This is a genomic window from Mesorhizobium sp. USDA 4413, from assembly GCF_056280365.1.
The window spans coordinates 4,272,285-4,294,742 of record NZ_JBVPRP010000001.1 but is presented as its reverse complement, the minus strand read 5'-3'; the positions used below and the strand labels follow the sequence as shown (position 1 = coordinate 4,294,742).

General features: G+C 61.3%; 22 protein-coding genes, 1 tRNA gene and 1 pseudogene. 17 read left to right on the top strand and 7 right to left on the bottom strand.

Annotated elements, in window-relative coordinates:
• Positions 1-34: 34 nt before the first annotated feature.
• From rimO to ACVMIM_RS20995, 4 genes are all read right to left on the bottom strand, one after another.
• Positions 35-1,348, bottom strand: a complete 1,314-nt coding sequence (gene rimO, locus ACVMIM_RS21010; protein ID WP_476114292.1) for a 30S ribosomal protein S12 methylthiotransferase RimO — start codon at positions 1,346-1,348, stop codon at positions 35-37.
• Between the two features lie 179 nt (positions 1,349-1,527).
• Positions 1,528-2,214, bottom strand: coding sequence for a TerC family protein (locus tag ACVMIM_RS21005; protein ID WP_040994774.1), 687 nt, complete (start codon positions 2,212-2,214; stop codon positions 1,528-1,530).
• Between the two features lie 167 nt (positions 2,215-2,381).
• Complete coding sequence (locus ACVMIM_RS21000; RefSeq protein ID WP_476114290.1) at positions 2,382-2,771, bottom strand: DUF930 domain-containing protein; 390 nt, start codon at positions 2,769-2,771, stop codon at positions 2,382-2,384.
• A 339-nt stretch (positions 2,772-3,110) separates the two neighbouring features.
• Positions 3,111-3,296: a DUF3606 domain-containing protein gene (locus ACVMIM_RS20995; protein WP_040994769.1), complete on the bottom strand. Its 186-nt coding sequence runs from the start codon at positions 3,294-3,296 to the stop codon at positions 3,111-3,113.
• A gap of 115 nt (positions 3,297-3,411) precedes the next feature.
• Between ACVMIM_RS20995 and ACVMIM_RS20990 the strand changes: the two genes are divergently transcribed.
• From ACVMIM_RS20990 to ACVMIM_RS20980, 3 genes are all read left to right on the top strand, one after another.
• Positions 3,412-3,675, top strand: a complete 264-nt coding sequence (locus ACVMIM_RS20990) for a DUF982 domain-containing protein (protein ID WP_476114289.1) — start codon at positions 3,412-3,414, stop codon at positions 3,673-3,675.
• Positions 3,665-4,258 (top strand): SOS response-associated peptidase, encoded by a 594-nt coding sequence (locus tag ACVMIM_RS20985; RefSeq protein ID WP_476114287.1) that lies wholly within the window; start codon positions 3,665-3,667, stop codon positions 4,256-4,258. Before ACVMIM_RS20990 ends, ACVMIM_RS20985 begins: the two co-directional genes overlap by 11 nt.
• Positions 4,259-4,545: 287 nt before the next feature.
• On the top strand, positions 4,546-4,968 hold the full coding sequence (locus tag ACVMIM_RS20980; RefSeq protein ID WP_476114285.1) for a hypothetical protein: 423 nt from the start codon (positions 4,546-4,548) through the stop codon (positions 4,966-4,968).
• Positions 4,969-5,495: 527 nt separating this feature from the next.
• Here ACVMIM_RS20980 and ACVMIM_RS20975 read toward each other — a convergent pair.
• Positions 5,496-5,585: transfer RNA gene (locus ACVMIM_RS20975), tRNA-Ser, on the bottom strand.
• Between the two features lie 542 nt (positions 5,586-6,127).
• Between ACVMIM_RS20975 and ACVMIM_RS20970 the strand changes: the two genes are divergently transcribed.
• The 14 genes and pseudogenes from ACVMIM_RS20970 to ACVMIM_RS20905 all read left to right on the top strand — a co-directional run bounded on the left by ACVMIM_RS20970 (position 6,128) and on the right by ACVMIM_RS20905 (position 21,474).
• Positions 6,128-7,390 (top strand): septal ring lytic transglycosylase RlpA family protein, encoded by a 1,263-nt coding sequence (locus ACVMIM_RS20970; RefSeq protein ID WP_476114283.1) that lies wholly within the window; start codon positions 6,128-6,130, stop codon positions 7,388-7,390.
• A gap of 131 nt (positions 7,391-7,521) precedes the next feature.
• Positions 7,522-8,701: pseudogene (locus ACVMIM_RS20965) on the top strand (D-alanyl-D-alanine carboxypeptidase family protein).
• 72 nt (positions 8,702-8,773) lie between these two features.
• Positions 8,774-9,448 (top strand): dTMP kinase, encoded by a 675-nt coding sequence (gene tmk / locus ACVMIM_RS20960; protein ID WP_476114282.1) that lies wholly within the window; start codon positions 8,774-8,776, stop codon positions 9,446-9,448.
• A complete protein-coding gene (locus ACVMIM_RS20955) occupies positions 9,445-10,500 on the top strand; it encodes a DNA polymerase III subunit delta' (RefSeq protein WP_476114280.1) in 1,056 nt (351 codons plus the stop codon). Before tmk ends, ACVMIM_RS20955 begins: the two co-directional genes overlap by 4 nt.
• Before the next feature lie 127 nt (positions 10,501-10,627).
• Positions 10,628-12,172, top strand: a complete 1,545-nt coding sequence (metG, locus tag ACVMIM_RS20950; protein WP_476114279.1) for a methionine--tRNA ligase — start codon at positions 10,628-10,630, stop codon at positions 12,170-12,172.
• Positions 12,172-12,966 (top strand): TatD family hydrolase, encoded by a 795-nt coding sequence (locus ACVMIM_RS20945; protein ID WP_476114277.1) that lies wholly within the window; start codon positions 12,172-12,174, stop codon positions 12,964-12,966. The genes metG and ACVMIM_RS20945 overlap by 1 nt, the downstream gene beginning before the upstream one ends.
• Before the next feature lie 3 nt (positions 12,967-12,969).
• A complete protein-coding gene (locus tag ACVMIM_RS20940; protein ID WP_476114276.1) occupies positions 12,970-13,788 on the top strand; it encodes an MBL fold metallo-hydrolase in 819 nt (272 codons plus the stop codon).
• A gap of 220 nt (positions 13,789-14,008) precedes the next feature.
• On the top strand, positions 14,009-14,218 hold the full coding sequence (locus ACVMIM_RS20935; protein WP_476114274.1) for a hypothetical protein: 210 nt from the start codon (positions 14,009-14,011) through the stop codon (positions 14,216-14,218).
• A gap of 15 nt (positions 14,219-14,233) precedes the next feature.
• The gene (locus ACVMIM_RS20930; protein WP_476114272.1) at positions 14,234-15,109 is read left to right on the top strand and encodes a hypothetical protein; all 876 of its coding nucleotides are present in this window, start codon (positions 14,234-14,236) and stop codon (positions 15,107-15,109) included.
• A 117-nt stretch (positions 15,110-15,226) separates the two neighbouring features.
• Entirely contained in the window at positions 15,227-16,951 is a 1,725-nt protein-coding gene (locus ACVMIM_RS20925; RefSeq protein WP_476114270.1) for a hypothetical protein, read from the top strand.
• A gap of 50 nt (positions 16,952-17,001) precedes the next feature.
• Positions 17,002-17,670: a hypothetical protein gene (locus tag ACVMIM_RS20920; protein ID WP_476114269.1), complete on the top strand. Its 669-nt coding sequence runs from the start codon at positions 17,002-17,004 to the stop codon at positions 17,668-17,670.
• On the top strand, positions 17,670-18,293 hold the full coding sequence (locus ACVMIM_RS20915) for a M15 family metallopeptidase (RefSeq protein ID WP_476114268.1): 624 nt from the start codon (positions 17,670-17,672) through the stop codon (positions 18,291-18,293). Before ACVMIM_RS20920 ends, ACVMIM_RS20915 begins: the two co-directional genes overlap by 1 nt.
• Before the next feature lie 537 nt (positions 18,294-18,830).
• Positions 18,831-19,880 carry a rolling circle replication-associated protein gene (locus ACVMIM_RS20910; protein ID WP_476114266.1) on the top strand — a complete coding sequence of 350 codons (1,050 nt, stop codon included), beginning with the start codon at positions 18,831-18,833 and terminating at the stop codon, positions 19,878-19,880.
• Positions 19,881-20,631: 751 nt separating this feature from the next.
• Complete coding sequence (locus tag ACVMIM_RS20905; protein ID WP_476114264.1) at positions 20,632-21,474, top strand: alpha/beta fold hydrolase; 843 nt, start codon at positions 20,632-20,634, stop codon at positions 21,472-21,474.
• A 56-nt stretch (positions 21,475-21,530) separates the two neighbouring features.
• Here ACVMIM_RS20905 and ACVMIM_RS20900 read toward each other — a convergent pair whose 3' ends face one another.
• Together ACVMIM_RS20900 and ACVMIM_RS20895 are read right to left on the bottom strand one after the other, a co-directional pair.
• Positions 21,531-21,917 (bottom strand): hypothetical protein, encoded by a 387-nt coding sequence (locus tag ACVMIM_RS20900; protein WP_476114262.1) that lies wholly within the window; start codon positions 21,915-21,917, stop codon positions 21,531-21,533.
• Entirely contained in the window at positions 21,895-22,428 is a 534-nt protein-coding gene (locus ACVMIM_RS20895) for a lysozyme inhibitor LprI family protein (protein WP_476117318.1), read from the bottom strand. Before ACVMIM_RS20895 ends, ACVMIM_RS20900 begins: the two co-directional genes overlap by 23 nt.
• Between the last annotated feature and the right edge of the window lie 30 nt (positions 22,429-22,458).

Genomic DNA, 22,458 nt, shown 5'->3' with positions numbered 1-22,458 from the left:
GGGCGCCCTTTTTCTTTGAAGCTGCGAGGGGCTGTCAGACGGCCGAGCCGTAAAGGTCATAGGCATCCGCGCGGTCGATCTTGACGGTGACGATGTCGCCAGCGCGCAACGGCCGCCGCGACTGGATGTGCACCGAGCCGTCGATCTCCGGCGCGTCATATTTGGTGCGGCCTTTACCGGATGTGCCATGCGCCTCGTCGATCAGCACCGGCAGACGCTTGCCGACTTTCTTGGCGAGCTGAGTGGCCGAGATCTTCTGCTGGCGCTGCATGAAACGGTGCCAGCGCGCTTCCTTGATCTCCTGCGGCACCTGCTCCAGGCCGAGATCGTTGGAGCGCGCGCCCTTGACCGGCTCGTATTTGAAGCATCCGGCGCGGTCGATCTTGGCTTCGTCCAGCCAGTCGAGCAGCATCTGGAAATCATCTTCGGTCTCGCCAGGGAAGCCGACGATGAAAGTCGAGCGGATAGCGAGGTCGGGGCAGACGTCGCGCCAGCCGCGGATGCGGTCCAGTGTCTTTTCGCCATGCGCGGGGCGGCGCATGTTCTTCAGCACCTGCGGTGAGGCGTGCTGGAAGGGGATGTCGAGATAGGGAAGGATCTTTCCCTCCGCCATCAGCGGAATGACATCGGCGACATGCGGGTAGGGGTACACATAATGCATGCGTATCCAGATGCCGAGCTTGCCGAGCTCCTCGGCGAGGTCGAGGAATTTCGCCCGCACTTCGCGGTCGCCGAACATCGACGTCTGGTATTTGATGTCGATGCCGTAGGCGCTGGTGTCCTGCGAGATGACGAGGATCTCCTTGACGCCGGCCTTGGCGAGCTTTTCGGCTTCGCGCAGCACATCCGCCGCCGGCCGCGAGACGAGATCGCCGCGCAGTGCGGGAATGATGCAGAAGGTGCAGCGGTTATTGCAGCCCTCGGAAATCTTCAGATAGGCGTAGTGGCGCGGGGTGAGCTTCACGCCTTGCGGCGGCAACAGGTCGACATAGGGATCGTGGCTGGGGGGAGCGGCCTCATGCACCGCCGCCATCACGCTCTCATAGGCCTGCGGGCCGGTGATCGCCAGCACGTTGGGATGCTTCTCGCGGATGACCTCCGGCTCGGCGCCGAGGCAGCCGGTGACGATGACGCGGCCATTTTCCGAAAGGGCGGAGCCGATGGCGTTGAGCGACTCGTCGCGCGCAGAATCGAGGAAGCCGCAGGTGTTGACGACAACGAGATCGGCGCCGTCATGCTTGCGCGCGATTTCATAGCCTTCGGCGCGCAGCCGCGTGATGATACGCTCGGAATCGACGAGCGCTTTCGGGCATCCAAGACTGACGAAACTGACGCGTGGGGCGGACATTAACTTTGTTTTCCAAGAGGTGAGGGCAAGATCGAAGGTTGAGCCGCAGGCTCTGAGGATCGATCTATATGCGCGGCTCTAGGCCATTCGCGCGGCGCCATAGCACGCTTCGGCCCAGAAGCAAACCTGCCGGTCGCCCGGGAGAAGAGGCGACCCGGCGACGTGTCCCCTAACGAGCGTCAGTGGCCGTCCGGTCCGAACCATGGCGCCAGGAAGGCAAAATGGTCGGGAAACTGCTGCACGGCGCCTCCGAGCAGCATGTTGATCGCCACGTACAAGATGATCAGTAGGCCGACATAGGCGATCCAACGATATGTGTGCAGGAGGCGTGCGACAAAGGAAGCGGCAAAACCCATCAGCGCGATCGAAAGGGCCAGCCCGATGATCAGGACGGTCGGATGCTTCATGGCGGCGCCGGCGACGGCCAGAACGTTGTCGAGCGACATAGAAACGTCGGCGATGACGATCTGCCAGGCGGCCTGCGAGAAGGTCTTGCGCGGGCCCTTGCCGGAGACGGAACCGTCCTTGTTGTAATCGCTGTTCGACAGCGCTTCGGTCGCGTCGCGCTCGTCGTCGTGACTGACGCGCAGCTCGCGCCACATTTTCCAGCACACCCACAGAAGCAGAAGACCGCCGGCGATGAGCAACATGGGGCCGATGCTCAGCAGCCATTGCGTGATCAAGGCAAAGACTATGCGCAGGACGGTGGCTGCACCGATGCCGACGAGGATGGCGCGCTTGCGCTGATCCGCGGGAAGGCCGGCCGCCGCGAGACCGATCACAATTGCGTTGTCGCCGGCGAGGGCGAGATCGATTGCGACAACCTGGAGGAGAGCTGAAAGGCCTGCGGCAGTGAATATTTCCATCGACTAGAAATCCTTGCCTGAAATGAACGTAGCCCTTGACCCCGACGGGCCTAAAGGCATGGTCCATCGGCGTCAAGACGCAGGTTTGGACATCGCCGGAAAACAACGTCGCGGGCGCAAGCCCTCAAGGATTTCGGGTGGTTGCCGGCAGGGGGCAAGGCCGGAAACTAGTCGTAGAGATTATATTTGGCCCAGTCCGATTCCGGGATTTCGTCGCCGATCTTGTAGCGGAACTGCAGCACCTGCATGTGGTCCGGCGCGGTCAGGCATTTGAACTTCAGCCGGTACCATTGGCCGTTGCTGCGGAAGGCGGCGCCGGAGCTCTTGATGGCATCGGCGCTCATCTGCGGCGTGGCGAAGGCGTAGGCCACGACCCGGTCGGCTTTGTAGTTGTGATCGTCGTGACTGATCCGGTCGAGCACTTCGGCATCACAGCGCTGCTCGAGACGAGTCTGCGGGTCGAGTTTCAAGAGGCCGGCGCGCAACGCATTGTCCATCGCCTTGGCCGGCAAGACCGGCGTCAGCGACGCCAGAACCATCAGGCAGAGCTTTTTCATGGGCGCGACAAGCAGCACATTCTGTCCGAGAAATCAAATAAACGGTGTTTTACCAATCGCCTCGGCAGGCGAGGAGGCGGCTGCCGTCGAGTCAGATCAACATCTTGGACGGTGATCGGCGAAAGTCTCGCAACGCGCTGCGAATCGTAATCATCGGCTTATCAAAAATGGGGCCGAACCCGACACCTTCATGCTCCACTGGGACCTATGGGACGTGCCGCGGCGCTGGTGTCATTTGCGGGAGAGCGCTGAATCCATACTAAGGCCGAGGCCTTGGCCAACTTCGTCATCGCCCGGTTCACCGTCAACCCTTGGGGAAGGCCAAGTTCGGAAGCCTCGTCATCCTCGAAGCTTCCTTGCCTCGCGCTCCAAGGTCTTTCGGTTATTGCCATGCTCTTTAATCAGATCGAGAACCTGCTCGGGGCTGATCCGGTGCTGCTTGGCGAAGTAGCGGACTTCATGGTCCTCGTCGGCTGATACGCGGTCGCGGTCACGGAAATCACGCTTGGTCTTGTCGTCTGCCATGACTGATCCTCCTGGTCAGAAGGAACAGCGATCGATTATGAATGTTCCCATTAGCCGCCGCTAAAGGAACAGACGCCGCTTTGGCGAATTGAGTCCGGTCGCGCAAGGAGGCCGTGTGCAGGATCAGCGATTTGAGACGCCAGTGCGTGTCGCGCTCGGCAAATCAGGCAACACGATCGATACCGTGGATCGCGTTGCTCAGGCGGCAGATATTCTCCTCAATCGATGGCCGACCCCAACCGGAAAGAAGCAGACGGCCGCCTGTAAGGCTTGTCTCAGTGTACTCCAGGGGCTCGGGGAAGTACGGCACGCCCGAAAAGCCTTCGGTGAGACCGCCAGTGGAGCAAGATCCATTTGGATAACCCTCCATGTGCAATGATTATGAGCAGCATGTCGCCTGGGCCGAATATTGCCGGATGATGGAGTCGCTGGCACTGAAGATCCCGACCCATCAAACTGAGCTCGATCTTCCCCAGGCTGACGACATCCGCATCAACGATCCGGCGCCGGTCATGCGCGCCGCCGGCGACGCGATAGAACTGGCATCCATGACGTTCGGCTTTCCGCCGGCCGGCGCGAAAGGCGGGCCGGTGTTCAACTTCCGGTCGGAAGGCCGCCGGTTCGCCGACAGCAAACGCTGTCTTGTGCCGGCTTCGGCCTTCTTTGAATTCACGGGCACCAAATATCCGAAAGCCAAGCATCGCTTCGCGCTGAACGGTGCCCCGTTCTTGGCCATTGCCGGGCTCTGGCGAGAGGCGACAGGCAACAAGCCGCCTACCTTCACAATGCTGACGACCGATCCGGGGCCGGACGTCGCACCGTATCACAATCGGCAGGTTGTCGTCCTTCAGCCCGAGAACTGGTCCGCGTGGCTTGATCTGTCGAAACCCGAGAGCGACCTTTTGCGGCCGCTTCCGGCGGGACAGCTGTCGGTAGAGACGGTGCGCCCGGAGCGCCCCTGACTAGTTTACCGATGCGGGCCTTAGTTCCCGTGGCATTTTGGCCAGCCCGCGCAAGAAGCCCTTGGCGCGGCTTGGTGGCTTCCATCCAGACCGCCGCAGGGGCAAGACGATCGGCATCTTCAATTCACGAATTTGGCTGTGACGCCGGAACAACGGGAGAGCTGGACGCCGCGCCCCTAGCGGCCCGACAGTTCCGCGCTCTGTTGGGGTGCGTTGGGTTGAGCCGCCGGGCCTAACCGACTCGGAGTTGGAGTCGGCTGAAGCGAAGGCTAAATTAGCATTCACGCATGGATACATCATTTGATGCATATCCACTGATTTCGATCCGGAGAAACTCGCCGGGCGAGGCCCCCAACAACAGCCTCAAGCCCGACGAGCTGCCGGAGATCAAACCGGCAATCATGCCTTGCAAGGCCGATGCCAGCGGTCGCGTCCCGAAAGAATACAGCCTTGCCGATAAGCCGCGACTTAGCGAACTGGCGAACTGGCAACAGCAGCGCTTGCGGCCATCCCGAGCATATCCGCTGCCGATAGCGCCAGACCGCGCTGACGAGCATCGCACGGCCTATTGCGGGACGCGTACGCGAGAGGCACGGCGAGCAGCTTCGTTTGCTCGGCTGATTGGAATGCGCGACCGTCTGAGAAATATGGCGGACCTATTTGAGCACTCGTTTGCTCGCTTGGTGTGCGCCGCCGCGAACAACGTGTGAAACACTGACACACCTCGACGAAGGGCGGAGCCCGGCTGCTTCAGTGGCCGGGCTTTCAATCGCGAACGCGAGTCCGAGCTATTCCTTATGGGGAACAATATACCTGACAGCGCTTCCGCCGCGCGTAACCACTACCGACGTATAGCCTGCTGGCAGGGCGCCTGTGACTGTCGAATCCACCAACTGGCATCGTCCGATTGTCCTTCCGTCAGGAGAGCCCGCGAGTTCAGACGCCAACGACCTACGGCACTCGGTTAAAGACGCGAACATCCCATGCGGCGCATTGACCGGCTTGCAAATGGACGCATCGCCTGGGCTGCACGAAAGCAAAACCATTACTGCCGCGGTAGCCGGGTCCATGCACAACTCCCGTTGTTGGAGCTTTCAACGCGGGCAAAATCGGTTTGTTTCACATTTTGCTAAAATACGTGACCTGGCGCTCCAGCTTCCGGGCCTTTTCCTTGGTTGTGCCAATGGTTATGGCAAGCCTGCGATTTGGCCACTAACTAGCTGATTTTCTTGGGTTGTGGCGGAGGGAGTGGGATTCGAACCCACGGTGAACTTGCGCCCACGCCGGTTTTCAAGACCGGTGCCTTAAACCGCTCGGCCATCCCTCCATCGTGATCTTCACGAGGCGCTTCGTCCTGTTTGGTGCCAAAGGCCGCGTTGACAGGATCGAGAGCGCCCATGCTCTAGTGCGACGCGCAAAGATCTGTCAATCGCAGGAACGGCTCAATCCATTGGTTGCGGGAGCCGGAGCAGTGGCAGGAAGCCGGTCAGATGCAATTGACAATGCGGCCAAGAGCCTGTCTATTTCAATGTGCTAATATTCCAAACGGGGGCCAATCATGAAGAAAACCTACGAGAAACCCGTACTGACAAAGCGTGAGATGCTGTCTCGTGCGACGGCCCAACAGCTGCCGTCCAACGTGCAGCCGCAATAGCGGGACGAACTCTTACTCGTTATCCGGATTGACGCGCCGGCGATATAGTGCCGCCGGTGTTGTGCCCCTGCCATAATCTCGCCCTGTTGCGGCCATAATCGATTAACATCGTGATAAGCAATTCCTGTGCAAAAGGGACTGGGGATCAAGGTGTTGGCCTTGCGGGCGACGTCTGGCTCCGTCGAGTGGCAGCACGGTAGGGGACAATCGAAAACATGCAGACTCCGGCGCGCCCGCGTCTTCGTCGCGCTTCTGCTTTCGCCCTGTGCGCCCTTTCGGGCCTGCTTTTGGTTGCCTGCGCCTCACAACCCGAACCGAAGGGAATGGTCCATAAAAAGGCCCGCTCCAAGGAATATTTCGCCGAATCCGAATATGGCGTGAAGGCGAGCCCGCGCGTTCAGTTCATGCGGCGCGGCGGCGGCCGCGACCAGCTTGGCAAGCCCTATCAGGTGCGCGGCAAGTGGTACTATCCCAAGGAAGACAAGAATTACGCCAAGGTGGGTCTCGCCTCGTGGTATGGCGATGCCTTCCACGGCCGTCTGACCGCCAATGGCGAAGTCTATGACATGACTCATCTGACGGCGGCGCATCCGACGATGCCGCTGCCGAGCTATGCCCGCGTCACCAATCTGGAGACCGGCAGTTCGGTGATCGTGCGTGTCAACGACCGCGGCCCCTACCATGAAGGCCGCATCATCGACGTCTCCGAACGCGCGGCGCAGATGCTCGACTACGACAAGGTCGGCACTGCCAGGGTCAAAGTCGAATATGTCGGCCGTGCGCCGCTCGACGGCGACGACGATCAGTATCTGATGGCGTCCTACCACCCCGGCAAGAACCGTCCGGATCCTTCGGACGGCCTGCCGACCGGGGTGATGGTGGCCATGAATGGTCCGTCGCCGAGCACGCCGGTGGGCGCGCCGCCGGCCGCTGTGCCGCTCCCCGGCCAGTTGACCAATTCGGGGCAGGCCTTTGCTGCGCAGCCGGGGCTGTCGGAGCAGGCCACCGTGCAGCCGGCCGCCTTCCCGGTGCAGGGCGCCGGCGATGTGGCGCTGCCCGATTTCGGACCGATCGTGCCGGAACGGCCGGATCTGCGTCTTCCTGCGAACTCGCCTTTCGCCATGGCTTCGCTGTCCTACGCGGATGAGCGGGTAAAGCGAGCCGATGTCTTTGCCGCGCTCGATGCCGGCGGCATGTCGCCGGCCGATATCCTGCAGTCGTGGAAGAAATCGAACCGCCATGACCAGACGCCTGCGTCCGACTATGTCGCAGCCGGTTCCTTCGACGAAGCCGCAGAGGCAAAGCGCGTCGCCGCCGCACTCAAGCCGTTCGGCCGGACCGAGATCCAGCGCACCGAGCTCGATGGCAATGACTGGTATGCGGTCAACGTCTATCCGGACGGCCATGGCAGCATCGACGACTTGCTCCAGGCGGCCTGGTCGCATGGCGCGCCTGACGCGCTGGTTGTGCGTAACTGAGCAAATTCGCATGGCCCGTTGATCCGGGCGAAAAAACCCTGATAGCTTGGCTACGGGGTAGTCCTTGCGCAACTCCGGGGCGTAGAGCCGCTCGGCACCATCCGGTGTTGCTCAGATTGGGTCGACATTTCATGCAATTGCGCATTCTTCCGCCTTTCGCCAGCCTTCTGGGATTGGTGCTGGTGCTGTTTTGCGCCGTTCCAGCGAGTGCGCAGCTTTTCGAGACCAAGGCGGCGCAGGCATTCATGATCGATGCCGACACCGGCACGGTGCTCTTCGCCAAGGATCCCGATAGGCCGATTCCGCCGGCTTCGATGGCCAAGCTGATGACGATGGAGGTGGTCTTCAACGCTCTCAAGTCGAAGCGGATCACGCTCGACGATACGTTCGTGGTCAGCGAAAACGCCTGGCGCACCGGCGGCGCGCCGTCCGGAACCTCGACCATGTTCGCCAAGCTCAAATCGGCGGTCCGCGTCGAGGATCTGATCCAGGGCGTCACCGTGCAGGCGGCCAATGACGGCTGCATCGTGCTCGCTGAAGGCATGGCGGGCTCGGAAGCAAATTTCGCGGCGCAGATGACCGATCGCGCCCGCCAGCTCGGCCTTCGGAAATCGACCTTCGTCAATTCGACCGGCCTGCCGGCAAACGGGCAGCAGACGACGGTGCGGGAACTGACAATGCTGGCGGTGCATCTGTGGCGCGACTATCCGGAGTTCTTCCATTATTACGCCCAGCCGGAGTTCACCTGGAACAAGATATCGCAGAGGAACCGCAATCCGCTGATCGCGATGGGCATCGAAGCGGACGGCTTCGTGGCGGGTGCCAGCGAACAGGGGGGTTACGGCCTGGTCGGCACCGTCAGTCACAACGGCACGCGCGTGATCGCCGCGCTTAGCGGACTGGCCAATGACCGCGAACGCGCTGAAGAGGCGCGCAAGCTGCTCGACTGGGGCTCGCGATCATTCCAGAAGACCGAGATCTTCGCCAAGGACGAGGTGATCGGCGAAGCGCAGGTTTTCGGCGGTGCCAAGTCCGGCCTGGCCTTGAAAGCCAAAGGCCCCGTGGACATCTTTCTGCCGATAGCCAACCGCGACAAGCTGACGGCCAGGATCGTCTATCAGGGTCCGGTGGCGGCGCCCGTCCAGGAGGGGCAACCGGGTCGGAGAATTGCGCGTTTGGATAGGCGACACGCTGAGCCAGCAGACGCCGCTCTATGCGGCCGAATCGGTGAAAGTGGGCACGCTGCCCCAGCGTGCGCTCGACGCGGCCAAGGAACTCGCTGTCGGCTGGCTGCGCCAGAAACATTTGTGATCGGGCAAGTTCGTGGACCTTTTGCCGGACGGGAGCTATGACAGCGGCCAGCGTGAGCAAAGGCAGTCTCGATTGGCGAGCGGATTTTTCATCACCTTCGAGGGCGGCGAGGGAGCAGGCAAGTCGACACAGATCGAGCGGCTGGCACGGCGCATGCGCGCCAAGAAATACGAGGTGCTGGTTACGCGCGAGCCGGGCGGCTCGCCCGGCGCCGAGGCCGTAAGGCATGTGCTTCTGTCGGGGGCGGCCGAGCCGTTCGGCCCGAAGATGGAGGCCATCCTGTTCGCCGCCGCGCGCTCCGACCATGTCGAGCAGGTCATCCGGCCGGCGGTCGAGCGCGGCTGGATCGTGCTGTGCGACCGGTTCATCGATTCCTCGCGCGTCTATCAGGGCGTCACCGGCGGGCTCGATGCCGATTTCATGAAGGCGCTGGAGGCGGTGGCCATCAACGGCATGATGCCGGACATGACGCTGATCTTCGACATCGATCCCGTTGAAGGCCTGAAACGGGCCGCCGCACGGCGCGGCGCCGGCGACGCCGCCGATCGCTTCGAGAAGGAGACTTTGGCGATCCACCGGCGGCGGCGCGAGGCTTTTCTGGCCATCGCCGCGGCGGAACCGGAGCGCTGCATCGTCGTCGACGCTTCCGCCGATCCCGACACGGTTGAGAATGTCGTCACCGCTGCCGTCTTTTCCGCGCTGGAAGAGCGGATGCCGGCGCAACGGATTGAGACGGCGCCGGCATGATCTTCGAACGCATCGCCCCCGAACAGCACGACACGCTGGATGGCGTGCCCGAGCCCGCCGAAACGCCGCGGCTGATCGGCCACGCGACGGCGGCAGAGATGCTTGCCGCCGCCTACCGCGCCGGCAAGCTGCCGCATGCGCTGATTTTCGCCGGGCCGCAAGGCATCGGCAAGGCGACGCTCGCGTTCCACATCGCGCACCATCTTCTGAGATATCCGGACTTCAAGGCGGCGCCCGAAACGCTTGCGGTTCCGGACCCGGCTTCCTCGCTGTTTCGCCAGATTGCCACCGGGGCGCATCCGGGGGTACTGCACCTGACCCGCCCTGCCAACGACAAGACCAAGAGCTTCAAGACGGTGCTGACCGTCGACGAGATCCGCAAGGTCAACCGCTTCCTGTCGATGACCTCGCATGACGGCAGCTACCGTGTCGTCATCGTCGATCCGGCCGACGACATGAATATCAGCGCCGCAAATGCCTTGCTCAAGAATCTCGAAGAGCCGCCGGCGCGCACTTTGTTCATTCTGATCGTGCATGCGCCAGGCAGCCTGCTGCCGACGATCCGCTCGCGCTGCCAGGTGGTGCGTCTGGCGCCTTTGACCGCCGACGAGCTGATCGCGGTATTGGAGAATGTCGAGCCGCCGCCGCCGGACGATCCAGCCGCCCGCGCTGCACTCGCCGAGCGGGCAGGGGGCAGCGCCCGCAACGCGATCCTGCTCACCCAATATGGCGGGCTGGAGATCGCCGGCGCTCTCGACGCGCTGGTGTCGGCCAGGAAGCCCGACATCGCCGGCGCCTACCGCCTTGCCGAGGCCGTGGCGGGACGCGACCAGGCGATACAGTTCGACATCTTCAACCGCCGCGCGCTCGACCTGCTATCGTCCGCCGCCAGCGAAGCGGCGTTGTCCGGCGACCTTACCAGGGCCAAAACGCTGTCCGAGGCTTGGCATGAGGCGCTGAACACGATATCTGAGGCTGAGACCTACAACCTCGACAAGAAGCAGCACGCCCTGACCATGATCGACCGCCTGAATTCTGCGATGCGAATGTGACGGCCCGTTCGATGCATGCCGCTGGCCCAGTTTCGGGCGGCATGCATTGGCCTCGGGATGGCAATCGACGTCCCGATGCGATATCCACCGCCACAACTCACATTCAGATATTCATGACGGTTCATTCATGTCACGCGACACGTTCTACATCACGACCGCGATTTCCTACCCGAACGGCAAGCCGCATATCGGCCATGCCTATGAGCTGATCGCTACCGACGCGCTTGCCCGCTTCCAGCGGCTCGACGGCAAGGATGTCTTCTTCCTGACCGGCACCGACGAGCACGGCATCAAGATGCTGCAGACGGCGCGCAAGGAAGGCATCACGGCGCGCGAGCTCGCCGACCGCAACTCGGCCGAGTTCAGGCGCATGGCGAGCGCGCTCAACGCGTCCAACAACGACTTCATCCGCACCACCGAGGAGCGCCATTACGCCTCCTCCCAGGCGATCTGGAAGGCGATGGCCGCCAATGGCGACATCTACAAGGGCGGCTATGCCGGCTGGTATTCGGTGCGCGACGAGGCCTATTACGGCGAGGAGGAGACCGAGGTGCGCGCCGACAATGTGCGCTACGGGCCGCAGGGAACGCCTGTCGAATGGGTCGAGGAGGAAAGCTATTTTTTCCGGCTGTCGGCCTATCAGGACAAGCTCCTCGCGCTCTATGAGAGCCAGCCCGATTTCATCGGTCCGGCCGAGCGTCGCAACGAGGTGATGCGCTTCGTCAAATCGGGGCTGAAGGACCTGTCGATCTCGCGCACCACGTTCGACTGGGGCGTGCCGGTGCCGGGCGATGAGAAGCATGTGATGTATGTGTGGATCGACGCCTTGACCAACTACATCACCGGCGTCGGCTATCCTGATGAAAAGGATGAGAAATGGCGGTTTTGGCCAGCTGACGCGCACATCATCGGCAAGGACATCGTCCGCTTCCATACGGTCTATTGGCCGGCCTTCCTGATGTCGGCGGGAATCCCGCTGCCGAAGCGCGTCTTCGCACACGGCTTCCTGTTCAACCGCGGCGAGAAGATGTCGAAGTCGGTCGGCAACGTCATCGACCCGTTCACGATGGTGGAGCATTACGGCGTCGACCAGGTGCGCTATTTCTTCCTGCGCGAGGTGCCGTTCGGTCAAGACGGCAACTACAGCCATGAAGCGATCGTCAACCGCACCAACGCCGACCTCGCCAACGGCCTCGGCAATCTGGCGCAGCGATCGCTGTCGATGATCGCCAAGAATTGCGGCGGCGCGGTGCCGAAGCGCGGCGACCTGGCGGAGGCCGACACTGCGATCCTCGACCAAGCGATCGAAGCGCTGGCCGTTTCGCGCCGTGCGATGGCGGAGCAGGGGATCCATCTGGCGCTGGCGGCGATCTTCGGCGTGGTTGCGGAAGCCGACCGTTATTTCGCTTCCCAGGAGCCCTGGGCGCTGAAGAAGACCGATCCGGAGCGCATGGAAACGGTGCTTTGGACGACAGCCGAGGTGGTGCGCCGGGTGGCGGTGCTTTGCCAGCCCTTCATTCCCGCATCGGCCGCCAAGCTGCTCGACCTGTTGGCCGTGCCCGCGGACAAACGTGCTTTCGAGCATGTCCATGCCGATCACGCGCTGGTGTCCGGCACTGCATTGCCTGCACCGGAGGGCGTGTTTCCGCGTTATGTCGAGCAGAGCGCCTGATGCTGGTCGACAGCCATTGCCATCTCGACTTTCCGGACTTCGCCGAGGAGCGGGCGGCCATCGTCGCCCGCGCCCTCGCCGCCGGAATCGGCCGTATGGTCACGATCTCGACGCGCGTGAAGAGATTTCAGCAAGTCGTTGAAATCGCTGAATCGTTCAATGAGGTCTATTGCTCTGTCGGCACCCATCCGCACAATGCCGCGGAAGAGCTGGACGTCACCGCCGATGAGTTGGTGCGGCTTTCCGGCCACCCAAAGGTGGTGGCGATCGGCGAGGCCGGACTTGACTACTATTATGACAAGGCGCCGCGCGATGCGCAGGCGCAAGGTTTTCGTACCCATATCGCGGCGGCACGCCAGACCGGCCTGCCGCTGGTTATCCATTCGCGCGACGCCGACGACGATATGGCAGCGATCCTCGAGGACGAAACGGGGAAGGGCGCTTTCCCGTTCATTCTGCATTGTTTTTCGTCCGGGCGCAGGCTGGCCGAAATCGGTGTGGCGCTGGGCGGCTATGTCTCCTTTTCCGGCATCCTGACCTTCAAGAATTCCGCCGAGCTGCGCGCGATCGCAGCCGCTGTCCCTCGCGACAGGCTGCTGGTCGAAACAGACGCGCCCTACCTGGCGCCGATCCCGCACCGGGGAAAACGCAACGAACCAGCCTATGTGGCGAACACGGCGAAGGTGCTTGCCGAGACCATTGGCGTCAGCGAGACCGAAATCGCCGATATTACCACCGCGAACTTCTTCAGGTTGTTCGCCAAGATGCCGCGTCCCGATATGGCGGCGGGCTGAGGCATGGGCGACCGGCTGCGCTTCACCGTTCTCGGCTGCGGCTCATCGCCCGGCACGCCGCGCATCACCGGCGATTGGGGCAATTGCGACCCCGAGAATCCGAAGAATCGGCGCATGCGCACGGCCGCGCTGGTCGAGCGGGTTGCCGCCAATGGCGCGCGCACCACGGTCGTCATCGACACCGGGCCGGACTTCCGCGAGCAGATGCTGCTGGCCTCCGTCAAGCGCCTCGACGCGGTCGTCTACACGCATCCGCATGCCGACCATATCCATGGGATCGACGACCTGCGCGGCTATGTGCTCGAGCAGCGGCACCGCATCGATGTCCATGCCGACGAGCCGACCATGCTGCGGCTGCGCCAGGCGTTCGGCTATTGCTTCGAGACGCCACCCGGCAGCTCTTATCCACCGATCGTGGAGGCTCACATCATCGACCATGGCAGATCGGTGGTAATCGAAGGCGAGGGGGGCGCCCTCACCCTTGAGCCGCTGCCCCAGTTCCATGGCGACATCATCTCGCTCGGCTTTCGCGTCGGCGGGCTTGCCTATTGTCCTGATATCAGCGGCTTCCCGGACGCCACGGTCGAACGTTTGGGCGGCCTCGATATGCTGGTGATAGACGCGCTGCAGTACAATACCCATCCGAGTCATCTGTCGCTCGGCCAGGCGCTGGAGTGGATCGAAAAGCTGGCGCCCAGGAATGCCGTGCTGACACACATGCATGTGCCGCTGGATTATGCCGCTGTGATGGCCGAGACGCCGGATCACGTGGCTCCGGCCTATGACGGCATGGTGATCGAAATTCCTTACGGGTCAGAGTGATAGCGGCAACTGTTCAGTTGGTGTCGCAGCTCGCCATTCATGGCTTTGCCTGATAGCCGCGCAGCCCAGTCCACAGAGTTTATCGCCAATGGCGAAAGCCGCTGCAATTCACGGGTCGGTACCTACGGCGCAAGTTCCATAATCTATCTTATGCGACTTAGCCTAACGCTCGAAACCAAGCGAACCGTATTCGAACCTCAAACGAAAACGGGAGCTTGTATTGAAAAATGCTATCCTCCGCTCAATCGTGGTGCCGGTCGCTTCGCGACTTGGCACGGCATTTGCAGCGTACCTTGTATCCAAGGGCCTCGACGGCACTCTTGCGGATCAGTTCGCAAATGGCGTGTTGGCTCTTGTTCTGGTTGGTTGTGACATAATCACCAGCAAGGCCCTCCACCTCGTCGGTATCGACAAACAGGAGGCGGCCTAGTTCATCGAAGCTCTGTTGGGTCTCGGTGGCTCCCTGCTCTCCGGGCTCTTTGGCTCCGGTGATCAGGAAACAACGTCCCATGTCGATTACAAGCGCATGGTGCGTGACGCTGAGGCCGCTGGCTTCAATCCGCTAACCGCAATCCGCAACGGCGGATCGGCGGGCTTTACCTCGACCACAACGCCCGGTAATCCTGTCGGCGGCGCGCTCTCGCGCGTCGGTGATTGGCTCACCAATTTCAACCCGTTCGAAGACGCCGAACGGTCGCAACGGTCGAGGCTTCTGGATGCACAAATTGCTAACCTTAATGCAGAAACGGGGAACCTTCTTCACACTGTTCCTTCTCGTCACGGGCCTGTGGCTTCCGGTGCTGGTGTACGTAACGCTCCGGCGTCGTTAAGCCTCCGTGACCCTCTCGTAAAGCCGCCGCCTGCGACTGCTATTTCGGCAGTCTCGGGCGCTCCTATTGCGGCTCCTGCTAATGGTTCTCTGGCGTCTACCGCCAGGAATTCTGCATCCGCCGTCTTGGCCCAACTTCCGCCGTTGGAAATGGCCAAAGCGCAGCGCACAAGCTGGCTCGAACGCGTCTCGGGCGGCTATCTCATGCGTGACCCTAATCGCCCCTCGGTCGAGGATTTCGAGACCGATTACGGCGATAGCGAATTGGGCAGCATGGCCGCAGGCTCTTTAGCCTTCGGCACCGACCTTATGTACAATCTCCATCGGTACGACGACTTGCTTGCACGCAAGATCGGCCGGCCTGATGACTTGTTTAAGGCCGGGCGCAAGGGCTCCTACAAGCCGAAGCGCATTCGCGGCTCTGCCGCGCAACGTGGCGTCCAACTCTATCAGTCGCCCTTTGGAATGCCTCTCTCCGGGCCTTCCTTCTAATGGCGTGCGCGTCCTGCGCACGTCGTCGCAAAGTCCTGTCTGGCGCGCTGCGGCGCGTCCTAATCAAAATGAAAGGTAGAAAAAATGGCTCGCTCAAGAGGCGGTAACGGCCCTCGCGTGATCGATGGCGACTATACGCGAATTTCGCGCATGTCCTCCTCGCCCATCACGGTCGAACGCTCGAACCGTATCCACACGGTTCGCGGCATCACCTCCCTGCCCGCTGGCAAGATGGTTCCCATCGCGGCGGTGCCGCTCCTGCGTGAAGATGCCGTGCGCTCCGGGCGCATGCGCTTCTCGTTCGAAATGATGGAAACGGCGGAAATCCTGATGAACGCCGTCTACGTCTCGGTTAAGGCCTATCTGGTGCCTTGGTCGGCCTTCACGCGCTTCGACAGCATCGACGCCGTGAACCGTGCGTATGAGGGCGTCGAACAGTATGCGGGCGGTCCTGTTCAGCCGTTCGTCCAGCGTGAAACGTTCAACTCCGCCACGCCGGATGACATCAAGGTCTATCTTGGCCTTCACGCGAAAACCGGCGACTTGGTGACGACGGCCTATCATGAGGCCTATAACGAAATCTGGAATTTCCGGGCAAAGAACCGGTCCCCGGATTTGGCGCTGCGCGCCCTCACCGCGAAGAACCTTGCGCCGGCCTTCTGGCGGCATGAGCAGTTCCGCCATATCGTCCCGAACTTTGACCAAGCGCTTGTTGACGGCAACGTTGCTCTGAACGTCATCAATCAGAAGCTCCCGGTTAAGGGTATCGGTCTGAAAACGTCAACGCTGGGTGCGGGCGTGACGAACCAGACGGTTCGCGAAGCCGGCCAGACCGGCGCGCAGACGACGACTTATCCGGTCTCGGAAGTCGCGGGTACCGGCTGGACCTTTAAGACCACGGCGGCGCCGAACGGCGGCGGCTTCCCCGACGTGTGGGCCGAACTGGCTGCGAACGGCATTACCGTTTCGCTGTCCAATATCGAAATGGCCAAGAAAACAGCCGCCTTCGCGCAGCTGCGGACGCAATACAACGAACTGGATGACGACTATCTCATCAATATGTTGATGGATGGTCTCACCATCCCTGAGCAGGCGCTCCGCCAGCCGATCTTGCTTGGCGAGGAAACGACCATCTTCGGCATGTCCAAGCGCTATGCGTCGGATGCGGCGAACCTGACGGAATCGGTTGTCAACGGTGCGACACAGATTGAAATGTCTGTCGCAACCCCGCGCATTCCGACCGGCGGCATTATCATGGTCGTCGCGGAGATTACCCCGGAACAGCTTTTTGAGCGGCAGGCCGATCCGCTCTACCACTATCCGAACGTTCCGGGAGCCAACCCGAACACGGGTGCGAACTTCCCGCACTATCTGCGCGATACGCTCGATCCGGAAAAGGTCGAGGCGGTGCCAAACCGGTATATGGACGTTCAGCATGCCACGCCGACCGGCGTCTTCGGCTATGCGCCGCTCAACTATCGCTGGAACGTCAACACGCCGCGTATCGGCGGCAAGTTCTACCGTCCCGGCCCGACCGATCCTTTCGATGAAGATCGCCAGCGCCTTTGGGCCGTGGAAACGGTCAACCCGACCCTCGGCACGGATTTCTACCTCTGCACGAACATGAACACCTCGGTGTTCGTCGTGACCAATCAGGATCCGTTCGAATGCGTCACCCAGGGCGACATGCTCATCGAAGGGAATACCGTCTTCGGGCCGCGCCTCAAGGAAAGCGTGGACGATTACGCCAAGGTGCTGACGCACGCACCGCAAGTCCGCATCGACAAGGCGGCTGGCACGGCAAACGGGGTCATGTCGAACAACCCGACTGCGGGCGACTAACGAGGGGCTTCGGCCCCTCCCTTCCCTCTTTTCACGAAAAGGAAAATCACATGGAAATCCAGAAACTTGGCGATCTTTCGCGTTGGCGGCTCCACGACGAAAAGGCGCTGTTCTTCTCCGATCACAAGGTTCGCACCATCCGCCTCGATGTGCGCGCCGCCGCTCCGGTGCATGTCTATCTGCACACCAATTCGGACGGCGAACTTGTTGACGAGTTCATGACCGTCTTGCCGGTCGGTCTCTCGGCGCTCGAGTTCCTTTCGGGCGGCTGCTCGCTCGTCCTCGATAGCACGGGGCCGGTGGTCTACTTCACCCCGGAAATCGAAACGGTGACGTTCGAAAATGTCGAGGAAGAGACCTTCACCACCATCGCCAATCGCCGGGAGCGCAACCCGGAAGTTGAGTGGATGGAATTCCTGATGAACCAGAACATCAACAACCGTATGGCGCAGATGGACGCGGAGTTTGAGCGTCGTCTGGCCCTCATGGAAGAAAGGACGGCGCATGCCCATACCCTCGAAAACGCCGGTGGATCAGGCGGCGGAGTTCATCAGCGAACGGCTCCGAAACGTGCGAAACAGCCTGACGCACAAGCCGGCGCAACTGAGCCGGCGCCCGATCAGTCGGGGGCACCACGGGGAGGACGCGATAGCGTACCGCCCGCCGATGGTGTCGGATCGGGGGAACCGGATGCAGGCGCCAAGGGTGAAAAATCTTGATGGATGATGCTGTCTTTGATGACGGCAAAGGCTCGGGCGCTCGCGCCCGGGCCGCAAAGTCTGCCGTTGAACTGTACGTCCAGCGGGGCCGGCAAGCGCCTGCCGATCTGCTCGCCCTCGCCTACCCGGACGAATTGCCAATCCCGGAAACCGCAATGGTTTCGGGCGGCTACCGGGAAGCGCTCAACTCGATACGCGATCGCGCCTATCTGATGGGCGAACGCTACGCCGCGCAGCAAATGCGGGCGGATCGTCAAGGCGTCAACATGCATCTGCTTGGCTTTTACGATGCATTCCAGCGCCAGCTACGGGCGCTCGGCGTCCCGATGTTCGCCGCTGAATTTGTGCGCTCTCCTGAGCGCCAGGACGAATTGCGGGCCGCTGGCATGTCTAAGGCTCTGCGGGGCCAGTCCCCGCACGGCTACGGCCTCGCCTTCGATCTGGTCCACTCGAAACTCGGATGGGACCTGACGCGCCAGCAATGGACGCTTATCGGCCATATCGGAAAAAGCGTCGCCGCCCGTGGTCGGATGAAAATCGACTGGGGCGGCGACTGGGAGTTCTACGACCCTGCGCACTGGCAAGTGCGCGGCTGGCGTCTGTTAGTTCCGCACGCCACGTAGGCGGCCAGTGCGTTCGCTCTTGGCGGGTCCGGCTTGTAGGTCCGGGTCCCGCTCAAGGGCGGTTATCAGTTCATTCAAACCGGCCATCTGGTGGCGGTACACGTAGCCGAATACGTGGACCTTGTTCGCCTCTGCTTGTCTTGCTCGGAACCGGCGTTGACGCTCCCGGTTCGAGGCGGCTTTTGCCGTCCTATAGCAGGGCTCGCATTTCATGCTCCGCCACCCTCTCGGCCTTGGCTTAACCTGCTGACATTGCTTGCAAAACAGCGTGTCGGTGTTGCTCGCTGTCTGTGGTGTAAGTTCCATGCTTAACCCCTCGTTAACCCCGGCGTTGGTTGTAACGCCCCTGCCCTTGTATCCGTTACATGTAACGCGATCAAGAGGCCGGGCTCCGCTCTTATCATATAGGGCTGTAGGAGACCGGCCTCCCTTGGTGGGGCTTGACGGGCCGCGCGAATATCCATATTCGCGCGCGCCCGCCCCTGCACCCTTGTCGTCTAATGCAGTTACTCAACACCCTCTCTCGGGTGGTCGGTAATGTGCGGGGCTCCGATCCGCTTAGACGACGGCTCCGAGATAGGGTGTCGTAAATGTTGGCAATGCCTAAAGCAGAAATCCCAAGATTGGGTTGGTCGCTGCATTGCCGAAAGTCGAACTGCCACTGCCAGCCGCTTCGTCACCCTGACGTATGGCGGCGGTGATCATCCTGCAGCGCAGTTCCTGACTTATGAGCATGTCCAGCGGTGGCTTGTGGAAGTCCGCCGCAAGGCCAAGGTCCGCTATCTCGCCGTGGGCGAATACGGCTCCGAAAAGGGCCGCGCTCACTGGCACGTGCTCCTGTTTTATGAGAGCGGCAAGCTCCCGGAAGTGGAGCTAAACAAGCGGATCAATCATAAAATGTGGCCTCACGGCTTCTCACAATGGGAGGAAGTATCCACACAAGCCATCCGCTACTGCGTGAAATACGTGCAGAAGGATAAGGGCGCGCTAGAAAAGCAGGCCAAATTTGCGCTCTCAAAGCGCCCTGCCCTCGGCGCAAAGTACTTTGAAATGTTGGCTGCGAAATACGTTGATGCGGGCTTGTCTCCGCAAGAACTGTCCTACAGCTTCCCCGATGTCATCAACAAAAAGACGAGGCTTCCTGAGACCTTCCGATTGCCAACGCAATCGTTTAGTGCGGCTCACTTCGTCGGAAGCTTCGTCCGTCTCTGGCGGGAGAAAAACGGCAACGACCGTTGGCCGTCCTCTGAACTGGTCCAGTATTTCTTAGACCGTGAAGCCGCCAGGACGCCGCTCGATCTTGGGAAAGAGCGGTTTGCTGGTCGAGTGCCTAAACCTGAATTTCCGCCTCCTTATGGGTCGGAACCTGTTTACAGCGATACGGTTAACGCGTACTTCTCGGATACGCCGATTGGTCGGCTGTGGTTCTATCGCAACTCTACAGGGGACTTAGTATGGCACGAAAAGCTAGGCAAAGCCGGGAACGCCGTTCGGAACGGGCGTATAGTTCTGCCCGGTCTTCATCCGAACGGGCTACCTCCCGACGTATCAACGGGCGTCCCGTTGTCGAAAGGTCGTCGGGTATAGGCCACCGCGCCCGCGCCTCGGCGTCGGCAAGTCTGCGGGGCCGTCTGGCGGAGCTTCCTGCCCTTCCAGAGCAAAAGCGCCAGCGGGCAGAAGCGGCAATCCGTCGCCAGCTAGAGCGCGGCGAAAGCAGCCGCCGTGCGCTTGTCAAAGCGCACGACAGCCGCCGCGCGGCTGGGCTCTCTGCGCCAAACGAAAGTGGTAGGCGCAATGTGTCCCGGCTCAAAATCTCCGAGGGTTCGTCCAAGCCGCTTCAAAAGGCCGCAACGTCTCAAGCGAAGCTTTCACCCCCGGTGCGTGACGACAAACGGCCTCACTGCAAGGCGCGTCCTCGGAGTAATCGCCCCATGGGCGGAAAAGGGTCGGGAAAACGCTTTGTCCCGTGGTGCGGCTGATTTTTAATCCCTTGTGGATCACTCACATGATTGTGACTGGACTAGTTGACGGAAGTCCGCAAATCAGATGAGACAAGCAACGGGAAGTCATATTCCCGTTCGCAGAAGTTTCGCAGCGAAAGAGCATAGTCTATCTTATGCGACTTTCCGATGAGCGCGGGGCCGTCGAACGCGCCATGCCATGTAGCCTGCTCGCCTACCGAGCCGTTTGGCAACCACATAACTGCATCTGCGCCAATCTTCCGTCACATGGGCTTTGTCGAAAGGTGTGATCGGCGCTGAATGATGGCCAAGGCAACTGTTCGGAACTCAGCTACCGAAACTTGCGTTGGCGTGGTGAGCGGTTTGAGGATCTTCGGATGCGTTCACGGATCGAATTGGCAAGCGGCACGGAATTGTCTTTCCTGACGGCTGGAGAACCTTCCAAACCGGCTCTACTCCTTCTTCACGGCTTCCCGAGTTCCTCCAGGACCTTTCGCCACGTCATTCCCTCATTGTCAAAGGTGGCCTATGTGATTGCTCCCGACATGCCCGGGTTCGGCATGTCCGACGCTCTGCCCGACCCGTCCTTTGATCGTCTTGCCGATGCGATCTCGGAATTGCTCGGCCAGCTCTCAGTCGGCCCGCGTTACATCTACCTGCACGACTTTGGGGCACCGATCGGTCTGCGGATAGCCATGCAGGCTCCCGATCTGGTGCTGGGCTTGATCGTCCAGAACGCCAACGCACATCGACGCGGAATGGGCGCGGCATGGAAGGCGACGCAGGCCTTTTGGGCCAATCCGAACCCCGACAATGAAGCGCGAGCCACCGCCCATCTGACGTTCGAAGGCACGCGGGATCAGTATATTGCTGGTGTTCCTGACGATGTTGCCGCACAGATTCCGCCCGAAAGTTGGGAAGAAGATTGGCGCGTGATGCAGCGGCCCGGAAATATGGAGACGCAGCGCGCGCTCATCGCCGACTATGGCACCTACGTCGCTCGCTTCGATGAAATTGCCGACTATCTGCAGCGCCGGCAGCCCCGCGCCCTAATGCTATGGGGTCGGCATGACACGTTCTTCGATCTGGCAGAGACGCTGTCATGGATGCAGGACCTGCCAAGGATGGAAGCGCACATTCTGGACGGGGGCCATTTCCTGCTGGAAACGCATGCCAGTCAAGCTGCGTCCTTGATGGTCGACTTTCTAGACGGGCAATAGGACAGTCCTCGACTCTGCTCCGCCCTGTCATCGCTGTCAGCATCGGAGCGGTGCCGCTAGGCTCCCTCGAAATAGTCGAGAATGCCGCTGAAGGCGGCTGCGACTGCAGCGAGATGGACGAGCAGGAGTGCCAGCCATCGGATGCTGCCGCCTGGAGCAGCGACTGCGCCGTAGGCGGGAAATTGTGCCACAGCCAGCCCCACGGACAGGCTGGTGACGGTTCTGTCGGTCAACAGGGTCGTCAGCATTGGTATTGGATAGAGCGCGCGCGCCAAGACCCAGTGGCCATGCCCGGCTCCGGCGGAGAAGAGCGCCAGCAGCAGGGCGAAAGGCGTCGCGCACAGGCCGAAAATGAGCCCTGCCCGCCATGAGAACTTTTGCTTTGGAAACGATGTGGCCATCGATATCTCTGCGGGCCGATCAGTTGAGATCCGATAGCTCATCGTCGAGGATCAGTGCCTGCCGGGCCGTCGCATCGAGCTCGCAACTGACGATGATGTTGCTCTGACGATCGGAGTTTATGGTTTGGGCGGATGCTTCCGCCTTGCATCGCGCGTCGCGGTACGCGATCCAGGCGCGCTGCATGTTGCGATAACCGTCCCGAGCCTTGGGCGCGGCCTTGGCCATAAGCGCCGCATAGGTCGTGTTGAGACGGTTCTCCCACACGCTAACCTCGCGGTTGGCGCAATCGATCAGTCCGAGCTGCGACCGGCCGTCGTCGCTCTCGAAGGAGCACAGCTCGGTCACGTAGTTGATGCACGAAGCAGGCTCGTGTCCGGCGGGCTTGATGGCGTTGTCGATATGGATAGCCGGCGTCGGCGTATCGTTTACGCCGGGAACGTCACCTCGAAAATCGCCAACATATTTCAGGCATTCGGCAAGCGCCGCCTTGTCCGACGCGCGTAGTTTCTCCTCGGCCATCGCAGGCGATAAGGTGGCAAGGAGCAGAGCCACCAAGATTGGAACACTCTTCATCACCGTAAC

Bases quoted from the DNA above. Each gene is read 5' to 3' on its own strand.
- ACVMIM_RS21000 (WP_476114290.1), bottom strand. From the start codon at position 2,771: ATGAAAAAGCTCTGCCTGATGGTTCTGGCGTCGCTGACGCCGGTCTTG.
- ACVMIM_RS20900 (WP_476114262.1), bottom strand. From the start codon at position 21,917: ATGAGCTATCGGATCTCAACTGATCGGCCCGCAGAGATATCGATGGCC.
- ACVMIM_RS21005 (WP_040994774.1), bottom strand. From the start codon at position 2,214: ATGGAAATATTCACTGCCGCAGGCCTTTCAGCTCTCCTCCAGGTTGTC.
- rimO (WP_476114292.1), bottom strand. From the start codon at position 1,348: ATGTCCGCCCCACGCGTCAGTTTCGTCAGTCTTGGATGCCCGAAAGCG.
- ACVMIM_RS20970 (WP_476114283.1), top strand. From the start codon at position 6,128: ATGCAGACTCCGGCGCGCCCGCGTCTTCGTCGCGCTTCTGCTTTCGCC.
- ACVMIM_RS20995 (WP_040994769.1), bottom strand. From the start codon at position 3,296: ATGGCAGACGACAAGACCAAGCGTGATTTCCGTGACCGCGACCGCGTA.
- metG (WP_476114279.1), top strand. From the start codon at position 10,628: ATGTCACGCGACACGTTCTACATCACGACCGCGATTTCCTACCCGAAC.
- ACVMIM_RS20905 (WP_476114264.1), top strand. From the start codon at position 20,632: ATGCGTTCACGGATCGAATTGGCAAGCGGCACGGAATTGTCTTTCCTG.
- ACVMIM_RS20910 (WP_476114266.1), top strand. From the start codon at position 18,831: ATGTGCGGGGCTCCGATCCGCTTAGACGACGGCTCCGAGATAGGGTGT.
- ACVMIM_RS20920 (WP_476114269.1), top strand. From the start codon at position 17,002: ATGGAAATCCAGAAACTTGGCGATCTTTCGCGTTGGCGGCTCCACGAC.
- ACVMIM_RS20915 (WP_476114268.1), top strand. From the start codon at position 17,670: ATGGATGATGCTGTCTTTGATGACGGCAAAGGCTCGGGCGCTCGCGCC.
- ACVMIM_RS20955 (WP_476114280.1), top strand. From the start codon at position 9,445: ATGATCTTCGAACGCATCGCCCCCGAACAGCACGACACGCTGGATGGC.
- ACVMIM_RS20945 (WP_476114277.1), top strand. From the start codon at position 12,172: ATGCTGGTCGACAGCCATTGCCATCTCGACTTTCCGGACTTCGCCGAG.
- ACVMIM_RS20985 (WP_476114287.1), top strand. From the start codon at position 3,665: ATGTGCAATGATTATGAGCAGCATGTCGCCTGGGCCGAATATTGCCGG.
- ACVMIM_RS20980 (WP_476114285.1), top strand. From the start codon at position 4,546: ATGGATACATCATTTGATGCATATCCACTGATTTCGATCCGGAGAAAC.
- ACVMIM_RS20940 (WP_476114276.1), top strand. From the start codon at position 12,970: ATGGGCGACCGGCTGCGCTTCACCGTTCTCGGCTGCGGCTCATCGCCC.